We start from the raw sequence: 21,170 nt of genomic DNA on the forward strand, positions 1-21,170 counted from the left end.
ACAATTTAGCCTTTATAAGGTAACGACCAGGAGGGGATAACGTTTTAAGTATTTGACGATGTCAGGCTTGTGCAAATTGACTTACGCTGCCACGGCTGTTTATAAACCTCCAGCCTATAACAAAGAAAGGTACAGCAAAAAGCAGGTCGGTGAGGTGAGCAACAACTTCAATGCGTAAAATACGACCCAAAGGAAATACGATTGCGCCGAGACATATTAAAATGCCCAGCCAGGTTTCGATAGTTCTTTTTCGTATAAGATTAATTCCCAATACAAGGAGACTCAATGGGAAAAGCGGTCCGGCCCAAAAGATGAGTATACCGGAGCTTATAGGGTAATGCGCCAGCGTAGAAATATATGTTTGATGGGAAATACCGAAAACAGTGGTAAAATATCCGAGATAGCTAAAACTGTTACCCCCTATGCAGCTGCCGCAGATAGCAACAAACAGGCCTATTGGATAGTAAACCGGCATTTTATTTTTGATAAAGCCAAACAATGCAATAAGTGCGGGAATCCAAAAAGCATTGGAAAGTGTTAGCAGCACAGCGGCCGTTGGGCCGTATTCGCCATTTTGCCAGAAGAATGTTGACGCGCCAAATAATAACGGCGCCACAATTAAGGCAAGTCCTGATAACTTTATATGTAATAGGTTTGTGCCGGTCTGCATGGTTTAAAGATTTGCAGATTGGACGATGGCCGGCAAAGATAGGTTACAACTGACTTTGAAAGTTGTATTTACCGGGGAAGAAAGGTGGCTGTGGAGGTACAGCCACCGAAAGACCGTTATTTTAATTATCCGTTATAAACAAATTTATAACCGATACCTCTTACAGTTTGCAGGTATTGCGGAGAGTCAGGATTCGACTCGATTTTCTTACGCAGCCTTACAATATGCATATCAAGCGTACGGGTATTTACATCGGCATTATAACCCCAAACTTCCATCATTAATTCTTCGCGGTTAATCACCTTGTTTTTATTTTTAAGGAAGTATAGCAGGATACGATTCTCTAAAATAGTTAGCTCTATTTTGCGTCCTTCCTTTATCAGCAGGTGTGTATTTGGCAAATGCTCCATACCGGCAAATTTGTATGATTCGGTTTTCTCGTTATTGAGCGAAAACTTGATCTTGTTTTCAATCATTGCCACGAGCACATCCATATTAAATGGTTTAATAATGTAGTCTGATACGCCGAAGTTATAAGCAGCAATCTTGTCAACGTCCTGCCCTTTGGCAGTCATCATAATTACCAGGTTATCGAAGCCTTTGGCCCTTATATTGGTGCAAACTTCAGAACCTTGTTTGCCGGGCAACATCCAGTCGAGCAGTACGATGTCTGGGTGTTCATTTAAGATCACTTTTTCTGCAGTGTCGCCATTGGCAGCTTCCAGTACTTTATAGCCTTCTGACTGCAGGCGTTCGGCCACCAGGAAACGCAGGTTTTCATCGTCCTCAACCAGCGCAATTTTTATTTCTTTATTCATATTTTAATTTTCGTAAGGTAAGGTAACTATAAACTCCGAACCTTCATTTACTTTACTGTTAACTGTTATCTCTCCGTCCATAAAATTAACCAGTTCTTTGCAAAAAGCCAAGCCCAGGCCAACACTGCCGTTTTGGTTGTACTGGTTCTCTATCCGGTAGAATTTTTTAAATACATTCCCCAATTCACTCTTTTGTATCCCAATACCTTTGTCTTTGAATGAAAATACAATGTTTCGTTTAAAGCCGCTCACGTTAATATGCAGTTCCCTTTTTTCGGGATGAGAGTATTTATAGGCATTTTCCATCAGGTTCTGCAAAACGCTCCCAAGCATAACAGGGTCAGTTAGAAGGGTAGGTGTACCATCAAAGTGCGATGTGATTTTAAAGTCGGGATGTTTTAACCTGAAGGTCTCGATATAGCTGTTTACAAATTGCTGTACATCAACCGGCTCTCTTTTCAACTCAATCGATTTATTTTCGAGTTGGGTGAACGAGAGCAGTTTGCTCATCAGTTCATTAAGCTTATCGGCTTCCTCGTTTAATATCCGTCCATATTGTTTTCGCTGCCGTTCGCTTAGCTCGCTATCTCCGCTAAGGTTTGAGCCTGCAATTTTTATAACACTCACGGGTGTTTTAAACTCATGGGTGAAGTTATTAATGAAATCATACTGCAGTTTAAATAGTTTGATGTTAATACCGAGGTTGCGGTAGATGAGCCAGCCTATGAGCACGAGTACACAATAAATCAGTAATACCAGTCCGGCAACAGGCATAAAACGACGATTAATCTCGGCATTTAAATATCCCGGGGGCGACAAAAAATAAAGTTTGTAATCAGAAAAAGCGCCCGGCAGTGGTGCTTCGGTCACGAGGGTACCGATCGGATTATCAGGCGGGTCGAAAACCACCGGTTGAATAGTTACCTTTTGATAGAGTTGCTTATAGGGGTTTTTAATCTTGAGCCTGTAGGGGTCAAGAAAAAAGGTCATCATGGTCTGCTTGGAATAATACGGCGAATTGGGGTGCATTTGCAGTTCGCGCAATATTTTCACGTCCTCCCGGCGCAGAATGTTCGAATAACTGATCTTACCTGGCTTTACGTCATAAAACGTCTTATAAATTTCGTCCTGGGTGGAACCGCGCGTAGTATCTGATAGGGCGATAAAACGCGCCAGTTTGGTGGCCATTTGCTCAAAATCAATTTCGTTCTTAGTGTTCCATATCCTGATCCCTTCTACCTTATTATTTTTAGGCCGGAAAAGGTACATCGACTTTATAGATATGCCCAAATGGTTTTTAATAATGATACCCTGATTTTGGTTACCTATCTGTACATCATAAAAAACCATCTGCCGCACGAAATGATAGCTCTGAAAAACAGAATCGGCATACCTGGCCGCAGACGCCGAGTCGAGAAAGCCCTGGTAAGAAGTAATCTCTGTGATTTTATTCTGAAACAGGTTGTTGTAAGGCCGTGTGGTTTGTTCCTGTACGTATATTTTTTTCGAGTCAAATTCGTTTTCTACGTATTTGGCGTTCAGATTGTATGAAACAAAAAGGGCGATAATAAACATTACTGATGTGAGGACCAGGAAAATGATGGCCAACGAAAAATTTTTACGGTAGCTGTTGTCCTGCTTTTTCATAAAGCCAGGTTTAATTTTTTTTCCGCATATTTTCGTCCAGGAACTTTTCAATCTCAGCATACATTTCCATCCGGTTTGCCTGGCTCCTGAAGCTTGTACGCTCCATTGGCTTTAAAAAGTATTTTACTTTGTCGCTGCCATTCTGTTTTTGCAGTTCACGCACAAACTGATTTAATTCGGGTATGTTTGCGCGGTCATCTCTCGCACCCTGGAAAATAAGCACAGGCGCGTGTATTTTATCAGTATTAAACACAGGCGAAATAGCCCTGAACTGGCCGGCATCGGTCGCGGGATTGCCTACCCTCTCATAGGTCATTTGCACCATTGGCTTCAAAAATGGCGGTGCATCTTTAATATAGGTGAAGAAGTTAATAAGCCCATGCTGTACTATGGCGCAGTTGTATAGTTCAGGATGGAACGATACACCGTATAACGCGGAAAAGCCGCCAAAACCTCCGCCGAAAATGGCTATCTTTTTTGGGTTAGCTGTCTTGTTAGCTATCAGCCACTTTACACCATCGGTAATATCCTGTTGAATTTTACCGCCCATCTGTTTGAAACCGGCACTGTGAAATGCTTTTCCAAAACCGGTAGAACCCCGGTAGTTAACCTGGAAAACCGCATAACCCCGGTTCGCCAAAAACTGCACCTCGGGATTAAAGCCCCAACCGGTACGGGAAAACGGCCCGTCATGCGGTATTACTACCGTTGGTAAGTTAGTCGTTTTGAGGCCGTTGGGTAAAGTCAGATAGCCGGTTATTTTTAAGCCGTCGCTGGCTTTAAAGCTTATCGGCCGCATCGGGCAAAGCTCCTCATGCTTTAAGTCGGGGTTAATATCACTTAATTTAGTTAGTTTACCGGCGCTTCGTTCAAAAAGATAATAGGTGCCCGGGCAACGATCGGTGTATGTAAAAACAATAAATTTGTTCTCTGCGCTATCCCTGTCAGTAATGGCGATCTGGTTGTCCTTTAATTCACCGGATAATTTGTCATAGATGTTTTTCATTACCGGGTCAAAGTAATGTTTCTGTGGCTTCCCTGCGTCCCATGAGACCATTTCTACTTTATGAGTGTTTTTAGAATAGGAGTAGTCAAGTATATCTGCACTGTCCGATGCAAAAATAACCCTGTGCTCCTTTCCATCCTCCGCATTGATTTCAACTAATGCTGATTTGTCGCGGTTAACATTGGACAGGGCATAGAAATAATTTTTTTGGCCGGTGAAAGCTATCGGTTTAACTGAAGTTTTAAAATTATTAGCGATTATCCCTTTAAATGGCGTGTTGTCATTAGGGCGGTACAAAATCGTTTCGTCAACCCCGTCTGAGGCTTTAACAAGGCGTATCTTGCCGTCGGCATCCGGAAACCATTGAGTGATATTCCCCGGGTTGACCAGGTAAGGAGTTAGTGCTCCCGTTTTAATGTTCAGCCTGTAAATGTCAAAGTTTGCCGGGTCGCGCTTGTTCATGCGTATGGTTATTACATCAGGCGTATTTTTATCACGGCCCAGGATAGAGATGCGCACTTTTTTTTGCGATAAGACAGGCGTTACTTTAAGTGTCGCAATGTCAAGTGTGAACATTTTTATCTCGTCCTGCGCAATGTCATCCTGGAAAAACACAATGTCGTTATTGTAGGTCCAGTTATAATCTCCGCGTACTGAATAGTCGCTGAATGAGGTAGCCATTTGTTCTTTTCCACCATCGAGCGACTGGATAAACAGGTTTTGCTTGTCTTTATATGGTTTTAAGTAAGAAATATATTTACCATCCGGCGACAGCCTGTAGGCGACTTTTTCGGGCGTCTTAAAAAAGTCGATAACAGGTATTTGCCTGTTATCCGGTTTGCAGGCGGACAGTGCGGCAACTAAATATACTGCAAAAATCAGTCTTAGATGCTTTAACATCAGTTTATACTTCGTTGTTTAATCAGGTCAAATTATATAATTAAGTTAAGCATTTCAAACTGTCACCATAATTTTACTACAGGTAATTAACTTAATAATTAGTTGTTTCGCTGGTTTCCGCGGAAATGATTTGAAAGTTTAAGGAGCGAACGGATATGGATCAGATACTTCCGGCATAAAAAAACCGTTGTTGTTTATATCCCTGAAATCTTCATGTTTTCTTATTTATCAAATCGCCAAGCGCTCAATCAATTAAAAAGCTATTTTTGATTTAATGAAGAAACTGTGCGTTTGTTTTTTATTGATGTTTGCAGCTTGTAGTACGCTAGTCGCGCAGGAGAACGATTTATTGCTCGCCCGTCAATATGCTGCAAACGGTGCACCGGAAAAAGCACTTGATATCTATCAAAAGTTATACAAGCAAAATAACGAGCAATATTTTACAGTATATGTTAATAGCTTGCTCGAGCTTAAGAAGTTTGACGACGCCATTGGCGCTGCAAAAAAGATGGTGCGCAAACATCCTGAAGACCGGCAATATAATATTATCCTGGCGACAGCGTACACCCAACAGGGTTCGGTTGATAAGGCTAACGCTATATATGACGACCTGATCAAAAATCTTCCGGCTGATCAAAGTCAGATAGCCTTACTCGCGTCATTGTTTTATCAAAATGCCAATATCGATTACGCAATCAAGATATTCCTGCAGGGCCGTAAACTGTTGCAAAATGACAACCTGTTTTCGTACGAGCTAATCAACCTTTATCGCTACAAACGGGATAAGCCGGCGCTGGTAGAAGAATACCTTAACTTTTTGCCATTTAACCCGCCCTACCTTGCGCAAGCTGAAAATACCATTTCGACCCTGTTTGAAGGTTCGGCCGACTATGATATCCTGAAAGCTGCGCTGCTTAAAAGGATACAAAAGGATCCGCAGCAAACTATTTATCCGGAGTTGCTTACCTGGCAATTTTTGCAGCAGCGCCAGTTTGATATGGCACTGAACCAAGCCCTTGCCTTAAGCCGCCGGCAAAATGATGACGGGAGTAACATTTTTGAACTATGCCGCACGCTGGTAAGCAACGAGGCCTATGATGCAGCCATACGGGGATACGAATATCTTGCAAGCAAAGGTAAAGAGCAGCCACTGTACATTCCATCGAAAATAGAGCTTATCAATACAAAAAATTTGAGGGTAACCTCCGGAAAATATACGGGTGAAGATTTGCTGAGCCTCGAAAAGGATTATACGGATTTACTCGCGGAGTTCGGTAAAAACGCCAATACAGCATTTGCCATGCAAAAACTGGCTAATCTGCAGGCGTTTAAGCTGCATAAAATAGCCGAAGCTAAAAACCTGTTAGAAGAGATCGTGAAAATTCCGGGGATAAGGCCGTCGCTTTTAGCGGAATGTAAACTTGATTTGGGAGATGTTACGCTTTTAAGCAACCAGCCCTGGGATGCTACTTTGCTGTACAGCCAGGTTGAGATAGACTTTAAAAACACGGCAATTGGACAGGATGCCAAATACCGGAATGCAAAACTGGCGTATTATACCGGCGATTTTACCTGGGCTAAAGGTCAGTTGGACGTCCTGAAAGCTGCTACGTCTCAGCTGATTGCCAACGATGCGCTCAACCTTTCTCTTTTGATATCTGATAGTATGCAGGCCGATACCAGTGGCGCGGCGCTTAAAATGTACGCACATGCCGATTTGGCGATATTTGCGGAGCAACCGGAAAAAGCCATCGCTATCCTCGATAGTATCGACGTAAAATATCCTGGTAATTCGCTTAATGATGACATACTGATGTCCAAAGCAAGGATATTGATCCAGCAGAAAAGTTATGCAGATGCCGTGCCGCTTTTGAAAAAAATAGCTGATGAGCACGCTTTCGATCTTTGGGCCGATGATGCGGTTTTTATGTTGGGTGATATTTACGAAAATCAGTTGCAGGACAAGGAGAAAGCAAAAATGTATTACCAGAAAATTATCACTGATTATGGCGGCAGCCTTTATATCAATGAAGCCCGCAAACGCTTCAGGTTACTGAGAGGGGATAAGAACGAGGGTGCAAGTTGATTAAGTTGCGTTAGTTATACTTCCCCGAGGTGCTCCCGCTGTTACAACCTTCGCAACAACTACTACATCTCCGCTCAAAACACTACCTTTGCCCCGATGATCATATTTAACGATACCGTAATAATAGATGAAGCCATTCATGACCAGTGGCTTAACTGGATGAAGCAGGTTTATATACCTGCGGTTATGGAAACCGGCTACTTTAAGTCATATCAAATACTAACCGTTATCGATTCGCCGAACGAGGGTGTTACCTACTGTATTCAGTACAGCGCTGAAAGCATGGACGACTTTAACGAGTTTTACAGCAGGCACCTGCACCGCTTGCAGGATATGCATAACCGGGAATTTGAAAATCAGTTTGTGGTATTTAATACCTTAATGAAAACCGTAAGCTAAATGAAAGTTACCGAAACATTTATAAAAGGGCTGTTGATAATTGAGCCGCGCATATTTACTGATGACCGGGGCTATTTTTACGAAAGCTATAATAAAGCTGTTTTTGCAGCCAATGGTATAGATGCTGATTTTGTGCAGGATAATCAGTCATTTTCGCGCAAAGGATCAGTAAGAGCCTTACATGGCCAGGCTAATCCTTATGCGCAGGGGAAACTGGTGCGTGTTGTTGCGGGCAGGGTGCTGGATGTTGCTGTCGATATCCGGAAAGAATCGCCAACGTATGGTAAATATTTTTCGATTGAACTGAGCAGCGACAATAAAACTATGTTCTGGATACCGGCCGGATTTTTACATGGTTTTGTAGCGCTTGAAGATGATACCATCTTTAATTATAAAGTAAATAACTACTTCGATAAAGCTTCTGAGATCGGCGTAAAATGGAATGATCCAACTTTAAATATCGATTGGGGCATTTCGCCGGAAGAAGCACTGCTCTCTCCTAAAGATGAGCTATTGGCGGATTTTAAATCGTTTGTAAGTCCTTTCTGAACACAGGACCAGATTAAGAGGGTCCTACGGACTTTGGGATTGTGTGGAATTAATTTCAGGGATTTATCAGATTTCAAAGCCGAATCTGCTAAATCCCTGAATTTATGTTATCCCTGTTACTGCTTTATCAAATTGTACAATTCATCCAGTTTCGGGCTGAGGATAATTTCAATCCTGCGGTTCCTCGTGCGGGCCTCTGTTGTATTTGCCGGATCGATTGGCTGATATTCGCTCTTACCGGTGGCAGTCAATCTATGCGGATCTACCTTTTCCACCTCGGTCAGGTAGCGGCAAACTGATGTTGAACGCAGTACGCTCAAGTCCCAATTGTCTTTTATCTGGCCAAGATTGATTACTTTTTTGTCGTCGGTGTGGCCTTCAACGGCAATGTTGATGTCGGTTTCTTTATTTAATACCGCTGCCAGCTGGCTTAAGGCCTGTTTTCCTCTCGCATCAATAACAATACTTCCTGACGGAAACAGTAATTTATCTGTTAATGATACATACACTTTTCCATTCCTGATATCCACCGTCAGGCCATTTTGCTGAAAGCCTAACAACGCCTTTTGCAATTTTTCTTTCAATGCATTGGTAGCTTCATCGCGTTTACGCAACGCATCTTCAACTTCTTTCAGCCGGGCTTCGCGTTTTTTAAGGTCGGCGGACAGTTGGTTAACTTTTGATGAGCTTGCGCTCAGGTTATTGTTCAGCGCGCCATATTTATCATTCAGGCTGCTGTAGTCGCCTTTAAGGGCCTGGTAATTGCCCTGCGCTTCACGTATTTCGCGGTGCAGGCGTGCTGTGTCGGCGCGCAGCATAGCTACAGTATCAACAAGCGCGTTGGCCCGCATGGATAACGAATCGCGCTCAGCTACCAAAGCCTTATACTTTTTAGGGGACATTATCACACAGGAGTGGAGTACAAAACAAAATAGTGCGGCAAATAAAACAAGTTTGTTTTTCATGATAATATAAATAGTACGTTATGTAAGGGCATTATTTAAAAATACATTCAGCGGTTGTATCTTGCTGCAAATACCGGCAATAGTTTCAGCTGCGTTCTGTTTCATTAGCTCATCATCCTTAAACGGGTGAAATGCGACAAAACTTTTAAGCTTCAGCAGGTCGATGTTTTCGTTATCCGCACTGTAATCCCTGGGAACGCTCTTTAAAGCTTCCTGGTTTCTGAACTCGCCGAATAGCTTTTTAAACGCAGGGTCGTCGATTATATTTTTCAATTCGTCCGCATTATAGTCGATCTCCTGGCGAATGGCTTTTAAATGGGCAGCCTCAGGCATCCAGTAGCCTCCGGCTATAAAAGAGTTTCCGGGGGCAACCTGTAAATAATATTCTGTGCGGCCGGGTTTCAGCCCTTTGGTGGGAATACTTATGCCAAAGTTGTTTTTGTAGGGGGTCTTATCTTTACTGAAACGAATGTCGCGGTAGATGCGCATTACGCATTTTTTTGGATCCAGGGCGTCGTCGATACCCGGGTCAACTTTATGCATTAGCTTAAGCAGGGATGCTGTAAAATCCAGCACATTTTCACGGGCGGCGTCATAGCGTTGTTTGTTGGCCTGAAACCACTCACGGTTGTTGTTTTCAATAAGCTCTTTTAAAAAATCATAGGTATGGTGTTGAATCATCGGTATCTAAATGCGGCTGATAATTTATCTTCGGAGACATCAAATATAAAAGCAAAACGCGCGAATACCTGAAGTTTATGGGAGAAAGCACAAACAGGCCGCCAATAATCGTTCCCACATACAACCCTGGCGAATCGGTATTCCTGCTGACCAGATAAGTAAGCGCGGCAATTACAAACCCTTCAAACACATTCATGGCATAGCTGATATACATAGCTGCATAAAAGTAGCCGGGCTCTATTTCGAAATGGAGGTTACAGTGCGGGCAATGTTTGTAGATCTTATTGGAGCCGAAATTATATATTCCGCCGCTAAACATAGCGCCCCTGCGGCAACGCGGACACCTGGTATGCAGCATAGCCCATCTTTTAGGGGTAGGGGTGTGGTTCATGTTCCGTGGTTCATCATAAAGAGTAGCCGGTGATTACAAAGTCCTTTTCGGCTATGAACTATGAACCAGCCACCATGAACTTAATTCAGATTCAGCTTCTCGCTGCGGATATCCATGTCAACGTTTTTGCGGCGATATTTTTTATACCAGATAAAGCCTACTATCCCCACAGCTGCATAAGGGGCAAACATCAGGAACAATATACCGGCGTTAAGGCCTTTTGCAGCTTTACCGCCGTTGCTGGTATTGGTTTCAACCTGTGCGGCACATGCGGCACACTGCGCTTTAGCCGGAACAACACTGATCACCATCAGCACAAAAGCAATCAGGAAAAACGCTGTCTTTAAGCTTCTTTTCATGCTGCAAATTTACGCATTCCCGATGGTGGATGACTAAATTATTGTAAAAAAACAGTTGCTCACCTGCTTTTTAGTATGGGCGTCCTGCGGCTAACTCGCGGTTAGCCCATTTTACAGCCAATTTTTCACGGTATTGGGCATAGTTGGCTTTAAACGTCATTTTTAAAACGCTGTCTAAGCCGCCTTTTACGGCCAGGTTATAAACGCTGGCGGCTTTGCGGCTTATCGAGGCATCCCATGCGCGCAGGCTGAGGGAGTAGCCTCCTTCAATATATTTCATCCAGTGCCAGTAGCCCGTCGGCATAAAAAGGGTATCGCCGTGCTCTAAAAATAATTCAATGCCCTCAACACCTTCCAGCGCCGGAAACTTTTTGCTGTCGGGCTTTAACACGTCATAGTCCTCCAGCGCGTAGGTAGCGTTAGGTATACAATATAAACGGCGCTTCCATTTATTTTCGAACAGGATGATATGCTTTTTGCCGCCGAAATGGGTATGAAAGATATGCGGCAAGTCGATATCGTAATGCAAAAAAGTGACAGAATTGGAGCCGCCGAAAAACATGGACGGCATGCTTTCAATAAAACCGCCCATTAATTCCTTCGGAAAGGCAATATCAGCCAAAAGTTGCGGCGCCTGCTTAAAAATATTAAAGAAAAATATGCGCAGCTCTGTAGGCTCCGACATGATCAAATCGATATACTTATCAAAAGGCATTTCGGCTGCTGACGAATTGATCGGCTTTGAAGGGTCGGCTTTGGAATTATCATACAAGGGTACCACTTTGCTCCCAACAACGTTTTTCAGATATTCCGGCGTCCATTTTTCACGTGCGGGCCAGCTGTTGGTCAGTCCTTTTATCAGAAGCGGACGGCGTGGTTTTAAATAGTTAGCGGTAAAATCGGCGGGGGTAATACTTTCTACCGTATCAATAGGGCTAAGGGTGAAGCACATGGTTCTTAATTTTCCGTCTCAATATAAGCTTTTAATAGCGCCTATTACCGGAAAGTTAACAAATTAACGAAATTATACGGCACTGCGTATTAAGGTACTGTTAAGAATTGCCCATGCGGTCATGATCCCAATGATGAGGCAGGTCTGTAATATTACGCTATCATCAATCCAGATAAATGCTTCAGACCCTAATGCCAGAGATCAGGACTTAAGACTGATTTTGAATCGCCTTATTTGCTCTTTTTATTGCCAGTTCTTCCTTCCAGTTCATATAACGGTTTTTAAAATTCTTTTTCATCAGGTCGTCGAACTTGCGTTGTATGGTGAGATTATACAAGCTTTTTGCCTTGATAGCCCAGGATCTGTCCCAGGCACGAAGCGAGATGGAGAATGAGCCGTCGAGGTATTTCATCCAGTGCCAGTAGCCGGTTGGCATGAACAGCGTGTCGCCGTGCTCCAAAAAAGCTTCCTGGCCTTCGATGCCGTCCAACGCCGGAAATTTTTTAAAATCCGGGTGTTCTATATCATAATCCTCTAAAGCATAGGTGGCAAACGGGATGCAGTAAAGCCGGTCACTCCACTTCTGGTCGAATAAAATGACATGCTTGCGGCCGTTAAAATGAGTATGAAAAATATGCGCCAGGTCGATATCATAATGCAGAAAGGTAACCGAGCCGGCCCCGCCGAAGAACATATTGGGATATTTATCTAAAAAACCGCCCATTAAATCCGAGGGTGAGCGGTAGTCGTCAAGCAGGGCTGGGGCATGCTTTATCGGGTCGAAAAGAAAGATACGCAGATCAGTTGGTTCTTTTTGTATCAGGTCGATATAATCGCCAAATTTCATTTCTGCCGCTGCGGCATTTATCGGTTTGGCAGGGTCGGCCTTTGAACTGTCATACAACGGTATCACCTTATCGCCCACAACTTGCTTCAGATAATCGAAAGTCCACTTCTGCAGCGCCGGCCAGCTTTCGGTGGCCTTGCGTATAATAAGCGGCTTACGCGGGTTTAAGTAATTAGTAATAAAATCGTCCCTTGTAATATTGTCGACCGTATCAATCGGCGAAAGAATCAAACTCATGCTCACACAAAATTAACGGGCAAAAGTATATAAACCACAAAAAAGCAAAAATAGTGTGACTTGTTTTTGATGGTAACCTGACAATGAGTCCTTAGTTTGCAGTTCCCGGTGAGCAGTTTCCAGTAAAAAAGCCGCTCCTTTCGAAACGGCTTTACTTAATAAATTTATAGCTGCAAGAGCCGGCATATTAATTGGGCATCAATACCGTATTCACTACGTGTATCACACCGTTGCTTTGAAATACATCGGCTATTGTTACCCATGATTTGCCTCCTTTTTCGTCAACCAAGTAAATCTTTTTGCCGTCGGCCATAGCTGTGAGCGTGCCACCCTCTACCGTTTTTAATTCAGCTTTACCTTTCCCTGCCTTTATGGCCATCCAAATGTCTTTACTGCTCATGCGGCCTGCCACTACATGGTAGGTTAATATTTTAGTCAGTGTTGCTTTATTTTCCGGTTTTACCAAATTATCTACCGTGCCGGCAGGTAATTTTCCGAATGCTTCGTCGGTTGGTGCAAATACGGTGAATGGGCCTTTGCCTTCAAGCGTTTCCACAAGTCCCGCTGCTTTAACGGCGGCAACCAGGGTTTTGTGGTCGTTTGAATTTACGGCATTTTCAATAATGTTTTTTGTTGGGTACATGGCTGCGCCGCCAACCATTTTTGTTTGCGCATTTACGTTTGGGGCCACTGCAATAGCTGCTAATGCAAAGGCCGCAATAATTAATTTTTTCATCTGTATGATTTTGGTTGTTTGAGGGGAATTACGTTGTGAGTTAACCGGCGGATTTTGCAGCCAGCGGCATTTCGCATAGCTATGGGTTGTGTGTTTTTTTAATCTGAATTGGTTTGAATTACGTACTGCAGGGTCGTATAAACATGCGGTTTTGCTCCCTTTTTTATTGATATTTTACCAATAAATGAATTAACTTTATAAGTATAAGGCATGTACAGTTATGAACATAACAGAATATCTACACACGCTGCCGGAAGACCGGAAACGATACATAACAGCGCTGCATGAAGCGATCATCGCTAATGACAAAACAGTTATCCCGGTCGTCGAATCCATGATGGGAAAGGAAATGATATTGTACAAGGAGAGAAAGTACATGAAGTACGCACTTTCAAGCGTAAAAAACTATATGTCGTTACACTGCCTTCCCATGTATGGTTCGCCGGTTTTGCATGCAAAATTTTTGGCTCTTTTGCCTCATGCCAAATTTCAGAAGGGATGTATAAACTTTACCGGTGATGATGAGATGCCGGTAAGCACCATGGCTGCTATAATTTCGGCCTGTTCAGGCGTTAGTATAGCTGATTTGCTGGAGTCGCGCGACAGGAAGAAGAGCAAAACACCCGTAAAGGATTAGAAAAACAACTCTGATGCTATATGGTCGGCGTAAAGTTTTCCTTCACGGCTGAGCGTTATTTTATTTTCACTTTGTTGTACCCATCCTTTTTCGAAAAATGGTTGTGCGTCTTTTATTAAATCATCGGAGGCGCCTTTAGCAATAGCATTTAGGTTGTTTAAATCAAGTCCCCACATAGTGCGCAACGAGGTCATTATGTATTCGTTTAGCCGGTCGTTTTCAGTAAGTACTTCAATCTCTGCGGGCACCTCACTTTTTTCAAGCGCCTGCGTATATTTTGAATTATTTGCGATATTCCATTGCCGTGTTTCTCCGTTAAAAGAGTGCGCCGAAGGCCCTATTCCCAGATATTTTACACCTTTCCAGTAATTGGAGTTATGCCTTGAATAATGGCCCGGTTTTGCGAAATTCGATATTTCGTAATGCTCAAAGCCGTGGTTCTGCATAGCGTCCATCAAAATCGTAAACTGTTCAGCGCTTTGTTGTTCGTCCATCGCCGGCTGTTTTTTCTTTTTTATAAAAGATGCCAGCGCGGTTTGCGGCTCAACGGTCATGGAATACGACGACACGTGCGGGATATCCAGTTCAAATACCTTATCGAGGTTATGCTTCCATTTGGCCTCAGTGAGCAGGGGATAACCGTAGATCAAATCAACGGTAATGTTTTCAAAACCGGCATCCTGCGCCCGTTTTACCGATGCTTCTGCTTCTGCTGCCCGGTGTACGCGGTTCATCCAGGTTAAATCATCATCAAAAAAAGATTGTATGCCAATGCTAAACCTGTTAATATCTGTTTGCCGTAAAGCCTGCAATTTCGCTTTATCTAAATCATCAGGGTTGGCTTCAATAGTAATTTCGGCATTCGAGCCAACGGTATGAAGGCTTGTTATTGTTTCTGTTAGCTGGTTAAGTTCTCCGGCGCTCAAAATAGATGGAGTGCCTCCTCCAAAATAAATAGTTTCTATAGTTTCACCAGCCAGGTAAGTTTTTTGCAGGTTGATTTCCTTTATGAGCGCCTGCAACAATTCATCCTTATATTTTAAGGAAGTGCTGAAGTGAAAATCGCAATAATAACACGCCTGTTTGCAGAAAGGAATATGGATGTAGATGCCTGCCATGAGGCAAAGGTACGGCAACAAAGCGATTCTTTGCCCTGGGAAACATCAAATACAGTAAACCAATACAGTCATAACTAAATTTAACACAAAAATCATCTGCATGCTATAAAACAACTAACTAATTGGGTAATTTTGCGGCATAATTGCAGGGTATACAATGCGTTTAACTATTTGCTGTTTTTTTATGGTTTTGTTTTGGTGCACAGCTATGTATGCGCAACAAGATTCGACAGCGAAAAAGAAAGACAGCATTCCATTGTCCGCACAGGCCCGGCCTGCTTACGTTCGCCAGGATTCTGCGGCTATCGCCAGGGAAGCCCGCGAGCAATTGATCGCCGACTCTATAGGTATGGCGCTTTTCAGACCGGATTCATTGCGCGAGAATCAATTTTTGAAAGCCTTGTTCAAAAACCCTTTTGGCGGTATCGATTCATTGTTTACCGGCAAGGGCCGGCCCCTTGTGCACAAGGATATGAACAGAGGGACATTGCGCACTTTCAGAAGTCATTGGGTACTGATAACCGCGATAGGATTATTAATTTATACTGCCCTGCTTAACATTTTCCTCGGCAATGATTTAAAATCTGTGCTCCGGTCATTTTATAGCAAGCAGGTGGTGGGGCAAGCCGACAAGGAGGGCGGGCTGATTAGCTTCTGGGCGTTTATGGGTTTGTTCGTATTGTTCAGCCTGTGCTCGGGGCTGTTTTTATATCAATTGATGGCCTACAATAATGTGGGCGATATTGGCATCGGCAAAGAGTTCTGGTTATTCATTAACCTTTCCATCATTATAAGCTTACTCTTTGCGCTCAAGTTCCTGGTATTGAAATTTCTTGGATTTGTTTTCAACGCAGGCAAGGTGGTAAGTACTTATGTAGGCATACTAAACCTTACCTATTTTAATTTTGCATTTTTGTTCCTGGCGGTTTCGGTATGCTTCAGCCTGCTTTCTGGCATTTATGTTCAGGATCTGCTGATTTTTACTCTTGTCGCAATAGCGGTAATTTTCGCATGGCAATACCTGCGCAACAGCGTGAGTATCATTTCTAACATTCGATTTCCTAAATTTTATTTATTTGTCTATCTTTGTGCCCTCGAAATTTGCCCAATTTTAATTTTGATTAAGGCACTTAATATATAATTTTTTTGGCAGTTAAACATTGAATTTGGAAGAGAGAAAGAAAAAGGTTAAAAGCATCTTAGTTACTTTGCCTAAGCCTGAAAATGACAAGAATCCATACGCCGAGCTTGCTAAAAAGCTTAATCTGAAAATTGATTTCAGGTCATTTATTCATGTAGAGGGCGTTCCGGCTAAGGATTTCCGCAAGGAGAAAATTAACCTGGCGGACTTTACCGCGGTAATTTTTACGAGCCGTAATTCGGCCGATCATTTTTTCCGGATATGCGAAGAAATGAGGTTTGAAGTACCCGTAGAAATGAAATACTTCTGCTTGTCTGAAACCATTGCATTATACCTGCAAAAGTATATTCAATACCGTAAGCGTAAAATATTTTTTGGCAAGCAAACCGCTTCGGATCTTGCGGAGGTGCTGAAAAAACATTCGGGCGAAAAGTTTCTTTACCCTTGTTCGGATGTAGCGGCAGAAGAGACGCAAAAGTTCCTGCTCGAAAATGGCTACAACTTTACTCCCGCAGTGCTTTTCCGGACAGTATGCAGTGATTTGTCGGATCTGGCTGATGTGTTTTACGATATAATCGCTTTCTTCAGCCCATCGAGCATACAGTCGCTCTATAAAAACTTTCCCGATTTTAAACAGAACAATACCCGTATTGCGGCGTTTGGTGCAACAACGCACAAAGCTGTTTTGGAAGCAGGGCTGATTATGGATATTCCGGCCCCGACACCTGCCGCTCCCTCTATGACGATGGCTATTGAGCAGTACGTAAAGCAGGTTAATAAGTAATACTTTATACAAATAGGCCGCATGCGGCATGCATACAGGAGCTCTTGGTTTTACCAGGAGCTTTTTTGATTTTATATGTTATTGAGCTCAGTCGTTCATATATAATCGCATCAGTTACGTATAAACCTCTGCTGAATTTTTAAGTTCTGGTTCACCGGTTAAATAGCTTATAAGTTAATAATTATGTATAACTCACTTAATCAATTACTTATAGGGGCGATAAGCCATTTGCATGGCGTGGCAAAATTATTTGATCTTGTTGCAACCATTCAAATAAGGAATTCGTAAAAGTGTGTAAAACTATTGCAAACCGTAATGGTTTATTAATTAAGATTACGTGTTTATTAGCTGTAGGTTTAAAGTGTTTTTAACTATAAATAGCGTAGTTTGACTGATAAAAAATGTTTTTTGTATTTTAGTCCGTCAAAATTAATATATTCGGGGGTCGCTTTGTGTTATATTTATATAGCAAACTTTGATTTTTAAGATGAAACAATTATACTTTTTAGTCGCCGTTTTGGCAGTAGGAATTCTTAGCGGCTGCGGCAAGGGTGGCGACAGGGGGGAACTGACGGGCGTCCCGCAACGCTCATTCAGGGCGGAAGTGCCTTACGGCATGGTTTACATACCGGGCGGCTCATTCCTGATGGGGCAAACCGACCAGGATATCACCTTCGGCCAGATCGAGCAGACCAAGCAGGTTACCCAGCCACCGTTCTTTATGGATCAAACGGAAATAACCAACAGCCAGTACAGGCAGTTTGTAAACTGGGTGCGCGACTCAATAGCTATTACCAATTACCTTAATGACGATAAATATTACCTTAAATCGGGTAAAAATGCCTCGCCCAATCCAAGCGGCAAAAAGTATATTAACTGGGCTTATGTAAAAAAATACCCTGTAATGAGTTCAAGAAAAGGTAAAGCAAATGCCGGCAATGCTGCAAAGCTGCAGGGTATGTATTACCAGGGTGACGACAGGGTATTCGACCGTGATGAGCTGGATGTGCGCCTGTTAAAATACAATTACGCATTGATGAGTCTTCGCGATGCAGCCGATTACCACAACGACAAAACCAAAAAACGTTCTGATTTCATCATCCGCGATACTGTACCGGTTTACCCGGATACCTTGGTTTGGCTGAGCGATTTTTCATACGCCGCCAACGAGCCGATGACCGAAGCATACTTTTCACATCCTGCGTTCCGTAACTACCCTGTAGTAGGTGTTACCTGGCGCCAGGCGCGTGCATTTACCATGTGGCGGTCGCGCTATAACGACGCTTACAAAGATTCGCGTAAATTGCCGCACCGCTCGCCTTACAGCCTGCCTACCGAAGCTGAATTTGAATATGCAGCACGCGGCGGCCGGATCGGTACCGATTATCCATGGGGCGGCCCTTACGCTAAAAACGCAAAGGGATGTTTATTGGCTAACTTTAAGCCGGGCCGCGGTAACTACACCGACGATGGCGGCGCTTATACTGTAAATGTAAAATCGTATTTCCCTAATGATTACGGCTTATATAATATGGCCGGGAATGTTGCCGAATGGACTCTTTCAGCGTTTGATGAGTCCGCCTCTACTTTTGTGCATGACCTTGCTCCGACCTTTAATTATGAGGCTAAGGCAACTGACCCCGAAGTATTAAAGCGTAAAGTTGTACGCGGCGGTTCGTGGAAAGATATTGGCTTTTTCCTTCAAAATTCAAAACGTACGTATGAGTACCAGGATACCGCAAAATCATATATCGGTTTCCGTTGTGTTACCCACTATCTCGGTCGCGATATAAGAGATAAGCGCTAATACTTTAAAACCAATTTTAAAAGACAACTTATAAATTTTTCTTCAAATTATTATGGCTGGAAAGAAACAACCTTACGGAATTAATAATATCGTATCATGGGGTGCAACGGTGGTTATTGTGGGATTGATGTTTAAGATATTGCACTGGCCGGGCGCCACCTGGTTTATTGCAGGCGGGTTATCGGCAGAAGCAATTCTGTTCTTTTTGTTGGGTTTCCAGCGTGAAGAAAAGGAAATTGACTGGAGACGCGCCTATCCTGAACTTGATGAAGACTATGATGGCGAGTTGCCAAAAGCTGCTTCGCGAAAAGCCATGCCTGTGGGTGATAGCTTTTCGAATACCGCCGCTCTTGATGCCATGCTTGCTGAGGCAAAAATTGGTCCTGAACTGATCAACAGCCTTGCCAATGGATTACGCACGTTTGGCGATAAAGTAAATTCAATTTCACGCGTAACCGATGCCGGCGATGCTACAATTGCGTTCACCAACAAAATAAAACAGGCTACCGCAAGCTACGATGCACTGGGTGCACAGTTCGAAAAGGCTTCAGCTAACCTGGCGGAAATGGCGGCTTCAAACATCGATTCTAAATCATACCATGAGCAGGTGCAGAAGATGGCCAAAAATTTAACGTCGCTGAATGCGGTTTATGAATTGGAGTTGCAGGATTCAAGCAACCACCTGAAATCAATGAACAAGTTTTATGCTGATATGGCTGTTACCCTTAGCAACTTTAACGATTCGGCAAACGACTCGAAGCAGTTTAAGGAAGAAGTGAGCCGCCTGGCTAAAAACCTGTCGACATTAAACTCGATATATGGCAATATGCTTTCTGCTATGAATCAGCCGCGTGTTCAGTAATTATAGGGTACATTTTTAATCAGAAAAAACATTTAACAAATGGCTGGAGGTAAACAAACCCCAAGACAACGAATGATGGGCATTCTGTACCTGGTGCTTTTGGGCCTGGTAGCATTAAGTATCCCCGATAGTTTTTTGGACGCACTTCGTAACGTAACAAACAGTCTCGATACATCTACCAAAAATGTTGGTAAAGGCATTGACGACACCTATTCGGCTTTCGAAAAAACCAAACTTAAAGAACAGGCTGAAAGAGCAAAGCCAATATACGCAAAGGCAAAAAAGGCCAGTGAGATTGCAAATTCCCTTGTTTCGTATGTTCAAACCCTGAGAGACCAGTTATTGCAGGAAGGCGGTGGTATAAACCCTACAACAAATGACGTAGACGCCCGTGATAACCTCGATATTTCGCCACGTGTAATGGTAACCGAAGGAAAGGGAAAAGAACTGCGTGAAAAGATCGAGCAGACAAAAGAAGCTTTGCTGGCACAGTTGAATGACAGGGAGCGCCAGGGAATTAATTTCTCCCTTGATGCCACTGAACCTAAGACCACTGCAGGTCAGGGTCCCAGAAAATCATGGGAGGAAGCATATTTTGGTGACGGTATTCCGCTGGGTGCTGCTATGACAACCCTGGCAAAAATTCAGACCGATGCCAAAAGTGCTGAAAATGAAGTTGTAAAACGTATTTTGGGCGAAGTTGACCAGGCGCAGGTAAATCTGGACCAGTTTGCTGCGGTCGCAGTAGCTCCAACAAGCTATGTATTGGTTGGGCAGCCCTATACTGCTGATGTATTTCTTACTGCGTATGACTCAAAGCTGTCTCCGAATATTACAGTCGGTGGCTCTCCGTTAGCTGTCGAGGCAGGAAAGGGTAAATACAACGGCAGCACCAGCAGTGAAGGACCTCACACATGGCAGGCTACGATCAACGTAAAGCAAACTGACGGAACGATAAAAACTTATACAACACCGCCGCAAACTTATATGGTTGCGCGCCCGTCGGCCGTAGTATCGCCTGATAAAATGAATGTGCTGTACATCGGCGTACCAAACCCTGTTTCGGTTTCAGCGCCGGGCGTTCCTAAAGAAAAATTAAAAGTATCGATAAGCAGCGGCAGCCTGAGCGGTTCAAATGGTAAATATACGGCCACTGTCAGCAGCATAGGGGAGGCTACTGTTTCTGTTTCTGGCGAGCTAACACCTGGTAAGGTATCATTCCTGGGCAGCACTGTATTTCGTGTGAAGCGCATTCCTCCACCAAAGGCAGCTTTTGCGGGCAGAAGCGGTGGTGTAACCAGTGCTGCTAATTTAAGGGCGCAGGACAGGTTATTTGCCAAGCTTGAAAATTTTGAATTCGACGCTAAATTTAATATTACACGGTTCACACTGCTGGTTGCAAAGCCACGCCAGGACGTGATTATATATACAGCGAACGGCGGCGAACTTACCAGCCAGATGCGTACGGCTATGAGCTCGGTTACCCCCGGTTCAACCGTAGTGTTTAAGGATATTATAGCTGTCGGTCCGGATGGAGTACAACAGGGACTTGACCCGATAGCGTTTAGCGCTAATTAG

General features: G+C 43.4%; 21 protein-coding genes. 9 read left to right on the forward strand and 12 right to left on the reverse strand.

Annotation, left to right across the window (positions count from 1 at the left end; translation table 11 throughout):
• Window positions 1-61: 61 nt before the first annotated feature.
• The 4 genes from Q3W13_RS00360 to Q3W13_RS00375 all read right to left on the reverse strand — a co-directional run bounded on the left by Q3W13_RS00360 (window position 62) and on the right by Q3W13_RS00375 (window position 5,041).
• On the reverse strand, window positions 62-670 hold the full coding sequence (locus tag Q3W13_RS00360; RefSeq protein ID WP_302860434.1) for a hypothetical protein: 609 nt from the start codon (window positions 668-670) through the stop codon (window positions 62-64).
• Window positions 671-795: 125 nt separating this feature from the next.
• Window positions 796-1,488 (reverse strand): response regulator transcription factor, encoded by a 693-nt coding sequence (locus Q3W13_RS00365; protein WP_302860435.1) that lies wholly within the window; start codon window positions 1,486-1,488, stop codon window positions 796-798.
• 3 nt (window positions 1,489-1,491) lie between these two features.
• Window positions 1,492-3,135, reverse strand: coding sequence for a sensor histidine kinase KdpD (locus Q3W13_RS00370; RefSeq protein ID WP_302860436.1), 1,644 nt, complete (start codon window positions 3,133-3,135; stop codon window positions 1,492-1,494).
• Window positions 3,136-3,145: 10 nt separating this feature from the next.
• Window positions 3,146-5,041, reverse strand: a complete 1,896-nt coding sequence (locus Q3W13_RS00375) for a prolyl oligopeptidase family serine peptidase (protein ID WP_302860437.1) — start codon at window positions 5,039-5,041, stop codon at window positions 3,146-3,148.
• Window positions 5,042-5,315: 274 nt separating this feature from the next.
• On the opposite strand from Q3W13_RS00375, the gene Q3W13_RS00380 reads away from it, so the two are divergent.
• The 3 genes from Q3W13_RS00380 to rfbC all read left to right on the forward strand — a co-directional run bounded on the left by Q3W13_RS00380 (window position 5,316) and on the right by rfbC (window position 8,075).
• Complete coding sequence (locus Q3W13_RS00380; protein ID WP_302860438.1) at window positions 5,316-7,127, forward strand: tetratricopeptide repeat protein; 1,812 nt, start codon at window positions 5,316-5,318, stop codon at window positions 7,125-7,127.
• 96 nt (window positions 7,128-7,223) lie between these two features.
• The gene (locus Q3W13_RS00385; RefSeq protein ID WP_302860439.1) at window positions 7,224-7,526 is read left to right on the forward strand and encodes a DUF4286 family protein; all 303 of its coding nucleotides are present in this window, start codon (window positions 7,224-7,226) and stop codon (window positions 7,524-7,526) included.
• Complete coding sequence (rfbC, locus tag Q3W13_RS00390; RefSeq protein ID WP_302860440.1) at window positions 7,527-8,075, forward strand: dTDP-4-dehydrorhamnose 3,5-epimerase; 549 nt, start codon at window positions 7,527-7,529, stop codon at window positions 8,073-8,075. It begins immediately after the preceding gene.
• Window positions 8,076-8,191: 116 nt separating this feature from the next.
• Here rfbC and Q3W13_RS00395 read toward each other — a convergent pair whose 3' ends face one another.
• The 7 genes from Q3W13_RS00395 to Q3W13_RS00425 form a co-directional block, all read right to left on the reverse strand.
• Window positions 8,192-9,040, reverse strand: a complete 849-nt coding sequence (locus tag Q3W13_RS00395) for an OmpA family protein (protein ID WP_302860442.1) — start codon at window positions 9,038-9,040, stop codon at window positions 8,192-8,194.
• Window positions 9,041-9,058: 18 nt separating this feature from the next.
• Window positions 9,059-9,721: a DUF2461 domain-containing protein gene (locus Q3W13_RS00400; protein ID WP_302860443.1), complete on the reverse strand. Its 663-nt coding sequence runs from the start codon at window positions 9,719-9,721 to the stop codon at window positions 9,059-9,061.
• Window positions 9,699-10,112, reverse strand: a complete 414-nt coding sequence (locus tag Q3W13_RS00405; protein ID WP_302860444.1) for a DUF983 domain-containing protein — start codon at window positions 10,110-10,112, stop codon at window positions 9,699-9,701. Before Q3W13_RS00405 ends, Q3W13_RS00400 begins: the two co-directional genes overlap by 23 nt.
• 80 nt (window positions 10,113-10,192) lie before the next feature.
• Window positions 10,193-10,471, reverse strand: a complete 279-nt coding sequence (locus Q3W13_RS00410) for a hypothetical protein (RefSeq protein ID WP_302860445.1) — start codon at window positions 10,469-10,471, stop codon at window positions 10,193-10,195.
• 70 nt (window positions 10,472-10,541) lie between these two features.
• Complete coding sequence (locus Q3W13_RS00415; protein ID WP_302860446.1) at window positions 10,542-11,423, reverse strand: cupin-like domain-containing protein; 882 nt, start codon at window positions 11,421-11,423, stop codon at window positions 10,542-10,544.
• 208 nt (window positions 11,424-11,631) lie between these two features.
• Window positions 11,632-12,507, reverse strand: coding sequence for a cupin-like domain-containing protein (locus Q3W13_RS00420; protein ID WP_302860448.1), 876 nt, complete (start codon window positions 12,505-12,507; stop codon window positions 11,632-11,634).
• A 187-nt stretch (window positions 12,508-12,694) separates the two neighbouring features.
• On the reverse strand, window positions 12,695-13,243 hold the full coding sequence (locus tag Q3W13_RS00425; RefSeq protein WP_302860449.1) for a fasciclin domain-containing protein: 549 nt from the start codon (window positions 13,241-13,243) through the stop codon (window positions 12,695-12,697).
• A gap of 220 nt (window positions 13,244-13,463) precedes the next feature.
• Here Q3W13_RS00425 and Q3W13_RS00430 point away from each other — a divergent pair, with 220 nt between their 5' ends.
• Window positions 13,464-13,880 carry a hypothetical protein gene (locus Q3W13_RS00430; RefSeq protein WP_302860451.1) on the forward strand — a complete coding sequence of 139 codons (417 nt, stop codon included), beginning with the start codon at window positions 13,464-13,466 and terminating at the stop codon, window positions 13,878-13,880.
• Here Q3W13_RS00430 and hemW read toward each other — a convergent pair.
• Window positions 13,877-14,998 carry a radical SAM family heme chaperone HemW gene (gene hemW / locus Q3W13_RS00435; RefSeq protein WP_302860452.1) on the reverse strand — a complete coding sequence of 374 codons (1,122 nt, stop codon included), beginning with the start codon at window positions 14,996-14,998 and terminating at the stop codon, window positions 13,877-13,879. The two genes, Q3W13_RS00430 and hemW, sit on opposite strands and share 4 nt — an antisense overlap.
• Window positions 14,999-15,206: 208 nt before the next feature.
• Between hemW and Q3W13_RS00440 the strand changes: the two genes are divergently transcribed.
• From Q3W13_RS00440 to gldM, 5 genes are all read left to right on the forward strand, one after another.
• Window positions 15,207-16,139 (forward strand): DUF4271 domain-containing protein, encoded by a 933-nt coding sequence (locus tag Q3W13_RS00440; protein WP_302860454.1) that lies wholly within the window; start codon window positions 15,207-15,209, stop codon window positions 16,137-16,139.
• A gap of 19 nt (window positions 16,140-16,158) precedes the next feature.
• Complete coding sequence (locus Q3W13_RS00445; RefSeq protein WP_302860455.1) at window positions 16,159-16,923, forward strand: uroporphyrinogen-III synthase; 765 nt, start codon at window positions 16,159-16,161, stop codon at window positions 16,921-16,923.
• 487 nt (window positions 16,924-17,410) lie between these two features.
• A complete protein-coding gene (locus Q3W13_RS00450; RefSeq protein WP_302860457.1) occupies window positions 17,411-18,730 on the forward strand; it encodes an SUMF1/EgtB/PvdO family nonheme iron enzyme in 1,320 nt (439 codons plus the stop codon).
• Window positions 18,731-18,782: 52 nt separating this feature from the next.
• On the forward strand, window positions 18,783-19,592 hold the full coding sequence (gene gldL, locus Q3W13_RS00455) for a gliding motility protein GldL (protein ID WP_302860458.1): 810 nt from the start codon (window positions 18,783-18,785) through the stop codon (window positions 19,590-19,592).
• Window positions 19,593-19,631: 39 nt separating this feature from the next.
• Window positions 19,632-21,170: a gliding motility protein GldM gene (gene gldM / locus Q3W13_RS00460; RefSeq protein WP_302860459.1), complete on the forward strand. Its 1,539-nt coding sequence runs from the start codon at window positions 19,632-19,634 to the stop codon at window positions 21,168-21,170.

Origin of the sequence: Mucilaginibacter sp. L3T2-6 (assembly GCF_030519355.1) — a bacterium.
GTDB lineage: Bacteria > Bacteroidota > Bacteroidia > Sphingobacteriales > Sphingobacteriaceae > Mucilaginibacter.

Coding starts and splice junctions, on each gene's coding strand:
- Q3W13_RS00360 (WP_302860434.1), bottom strand. CDS start 670: ATGCAGACCGGCACAAACCTATTACATATAAAGTTATCAGGACTTGCC.
- Q3W13_RS00365 (WP_302860435.1), bottom strand. CDS start 1,488: ATGAATAAAGAAATAAAAATTGCGCTGGTTGAGGACGATGAAAACCTG.
- Q3W13_RS00370 (WP_302860436.1), bottom strand. CDS start 3,135: ATGAAAAAGCAGGACAACAGCTACCGTAAAAATTTTTCGTTGGCCATC.
- Q3W13_RS00375 (WP_302860437.1), bottom strand. CDS start 5,041: ATGTTAAAGCATCTAAGACTGATTTTTGCAGTATATTTAGTTGCCGCA.
- Q3W13_RS00380 (WP_302860438.1), top strand. CDS start 5,316: ATGAAGAAACTGTGCGTTTGTTTTTTATTGATGTTTGCAGCTTGTAGT.
- Q3W13_RS00385 (WP_302860439.1), top strand. CDS start 7,224: ATGATCATATTTAACGATACCGTAATAATAGATGAAGCCATTCATGAC.
- rfbC (WP_302860440.1), top strand. CDS start 7,527: ATGAAAGTTACCGAAACATTTATAAAAGGGCTGTTGATAATTGAGCCG.
- Q3W13_RS00395 (WP_302860442.1), bottom strand. CDS start 9,040: ATGAAAAACAAACTTGTTTTATTTGCCGCACTATTTTGTTTTGTACTC.
- Q3W13_RS00400 (WP_302860443.1), bottom strand. CDS start 9,721: ATGATTCAACACCATACCTATGATTTTTTAAAAGAGCTTATTGAAAAC.
- Q3W13_RS00405 (WP_302860444.1), bottom strand. CDS start 10,112: ATGAACCACACCCCTACCCCTAAAAGATGGGCTATGCTGCATACCAGG.
- Q3W13_RS00410 (WP_302860445.1), bottom strand. CDS start 10,471: ATGAAAAGAAGCTTAAAGACAGCGTTTTTCCTGATTGCTTTTGTGCTG.
- Q3W13_RS00415 (WP_302860446.1), bottom strand. CDS start 11,423: ATGTGCTTCACCCTTAGCCCTATTGATACGGTAGAAAGTATTACCCCC.
- Q3W13_RS00420 (WP_302860448.1), bottom strand. CDS start 12,507: ATGAGTTTGATTCTTTCGCCGATTGATACGGTCGACAATATTACAAGG.
- Q3W13_RS00425 (WP_302860449.1), bottom strand. CDS start 13,243: ATGAAAAAATTAATTATTGCGGCCTTTGCATTAGCAGCTATTGCAGTG.
- Q3W13_RS00430 (WP_302860451.1), top strand. CDS start 13,464: ATGAACATAACAGAATATCTACACACGCTGCCGGAAGACCGGAAACGA.
- hemW (WP_302860452.1), bottom strand. CDS start 14,998: ATGGCAGGCATCTACATCCATATTCCTTTCTGCAAACAGGCGTGTTAT.
- Q3W13_RS00440 (WP_302860454.1), top strand. CDS start 15,207: ATGTATGCGCAACAAGATTCGACAGCGAAAAAGAAAGACAGCATTCCA.
- Q3W13_RS00450 (WP_302860457.1), top strand. CDS start 17,411: ATGAAACAATTATACTTTTTAGTCGCCGTTTTGGCAGTAGGAATTCTT.
- gldL (WP_302860458.1), top strand. CDS start 18,783: ATGGCTGGAAAGAAACAACCTTACGGAATTAATAATATCGTATCATGG.
- gldM (WP_302860459.1), top strand. CDS start 19,632: ATGGCTGGAGGTAAACAAACCCCAAGACAACGAATGATGGGCATTCTG.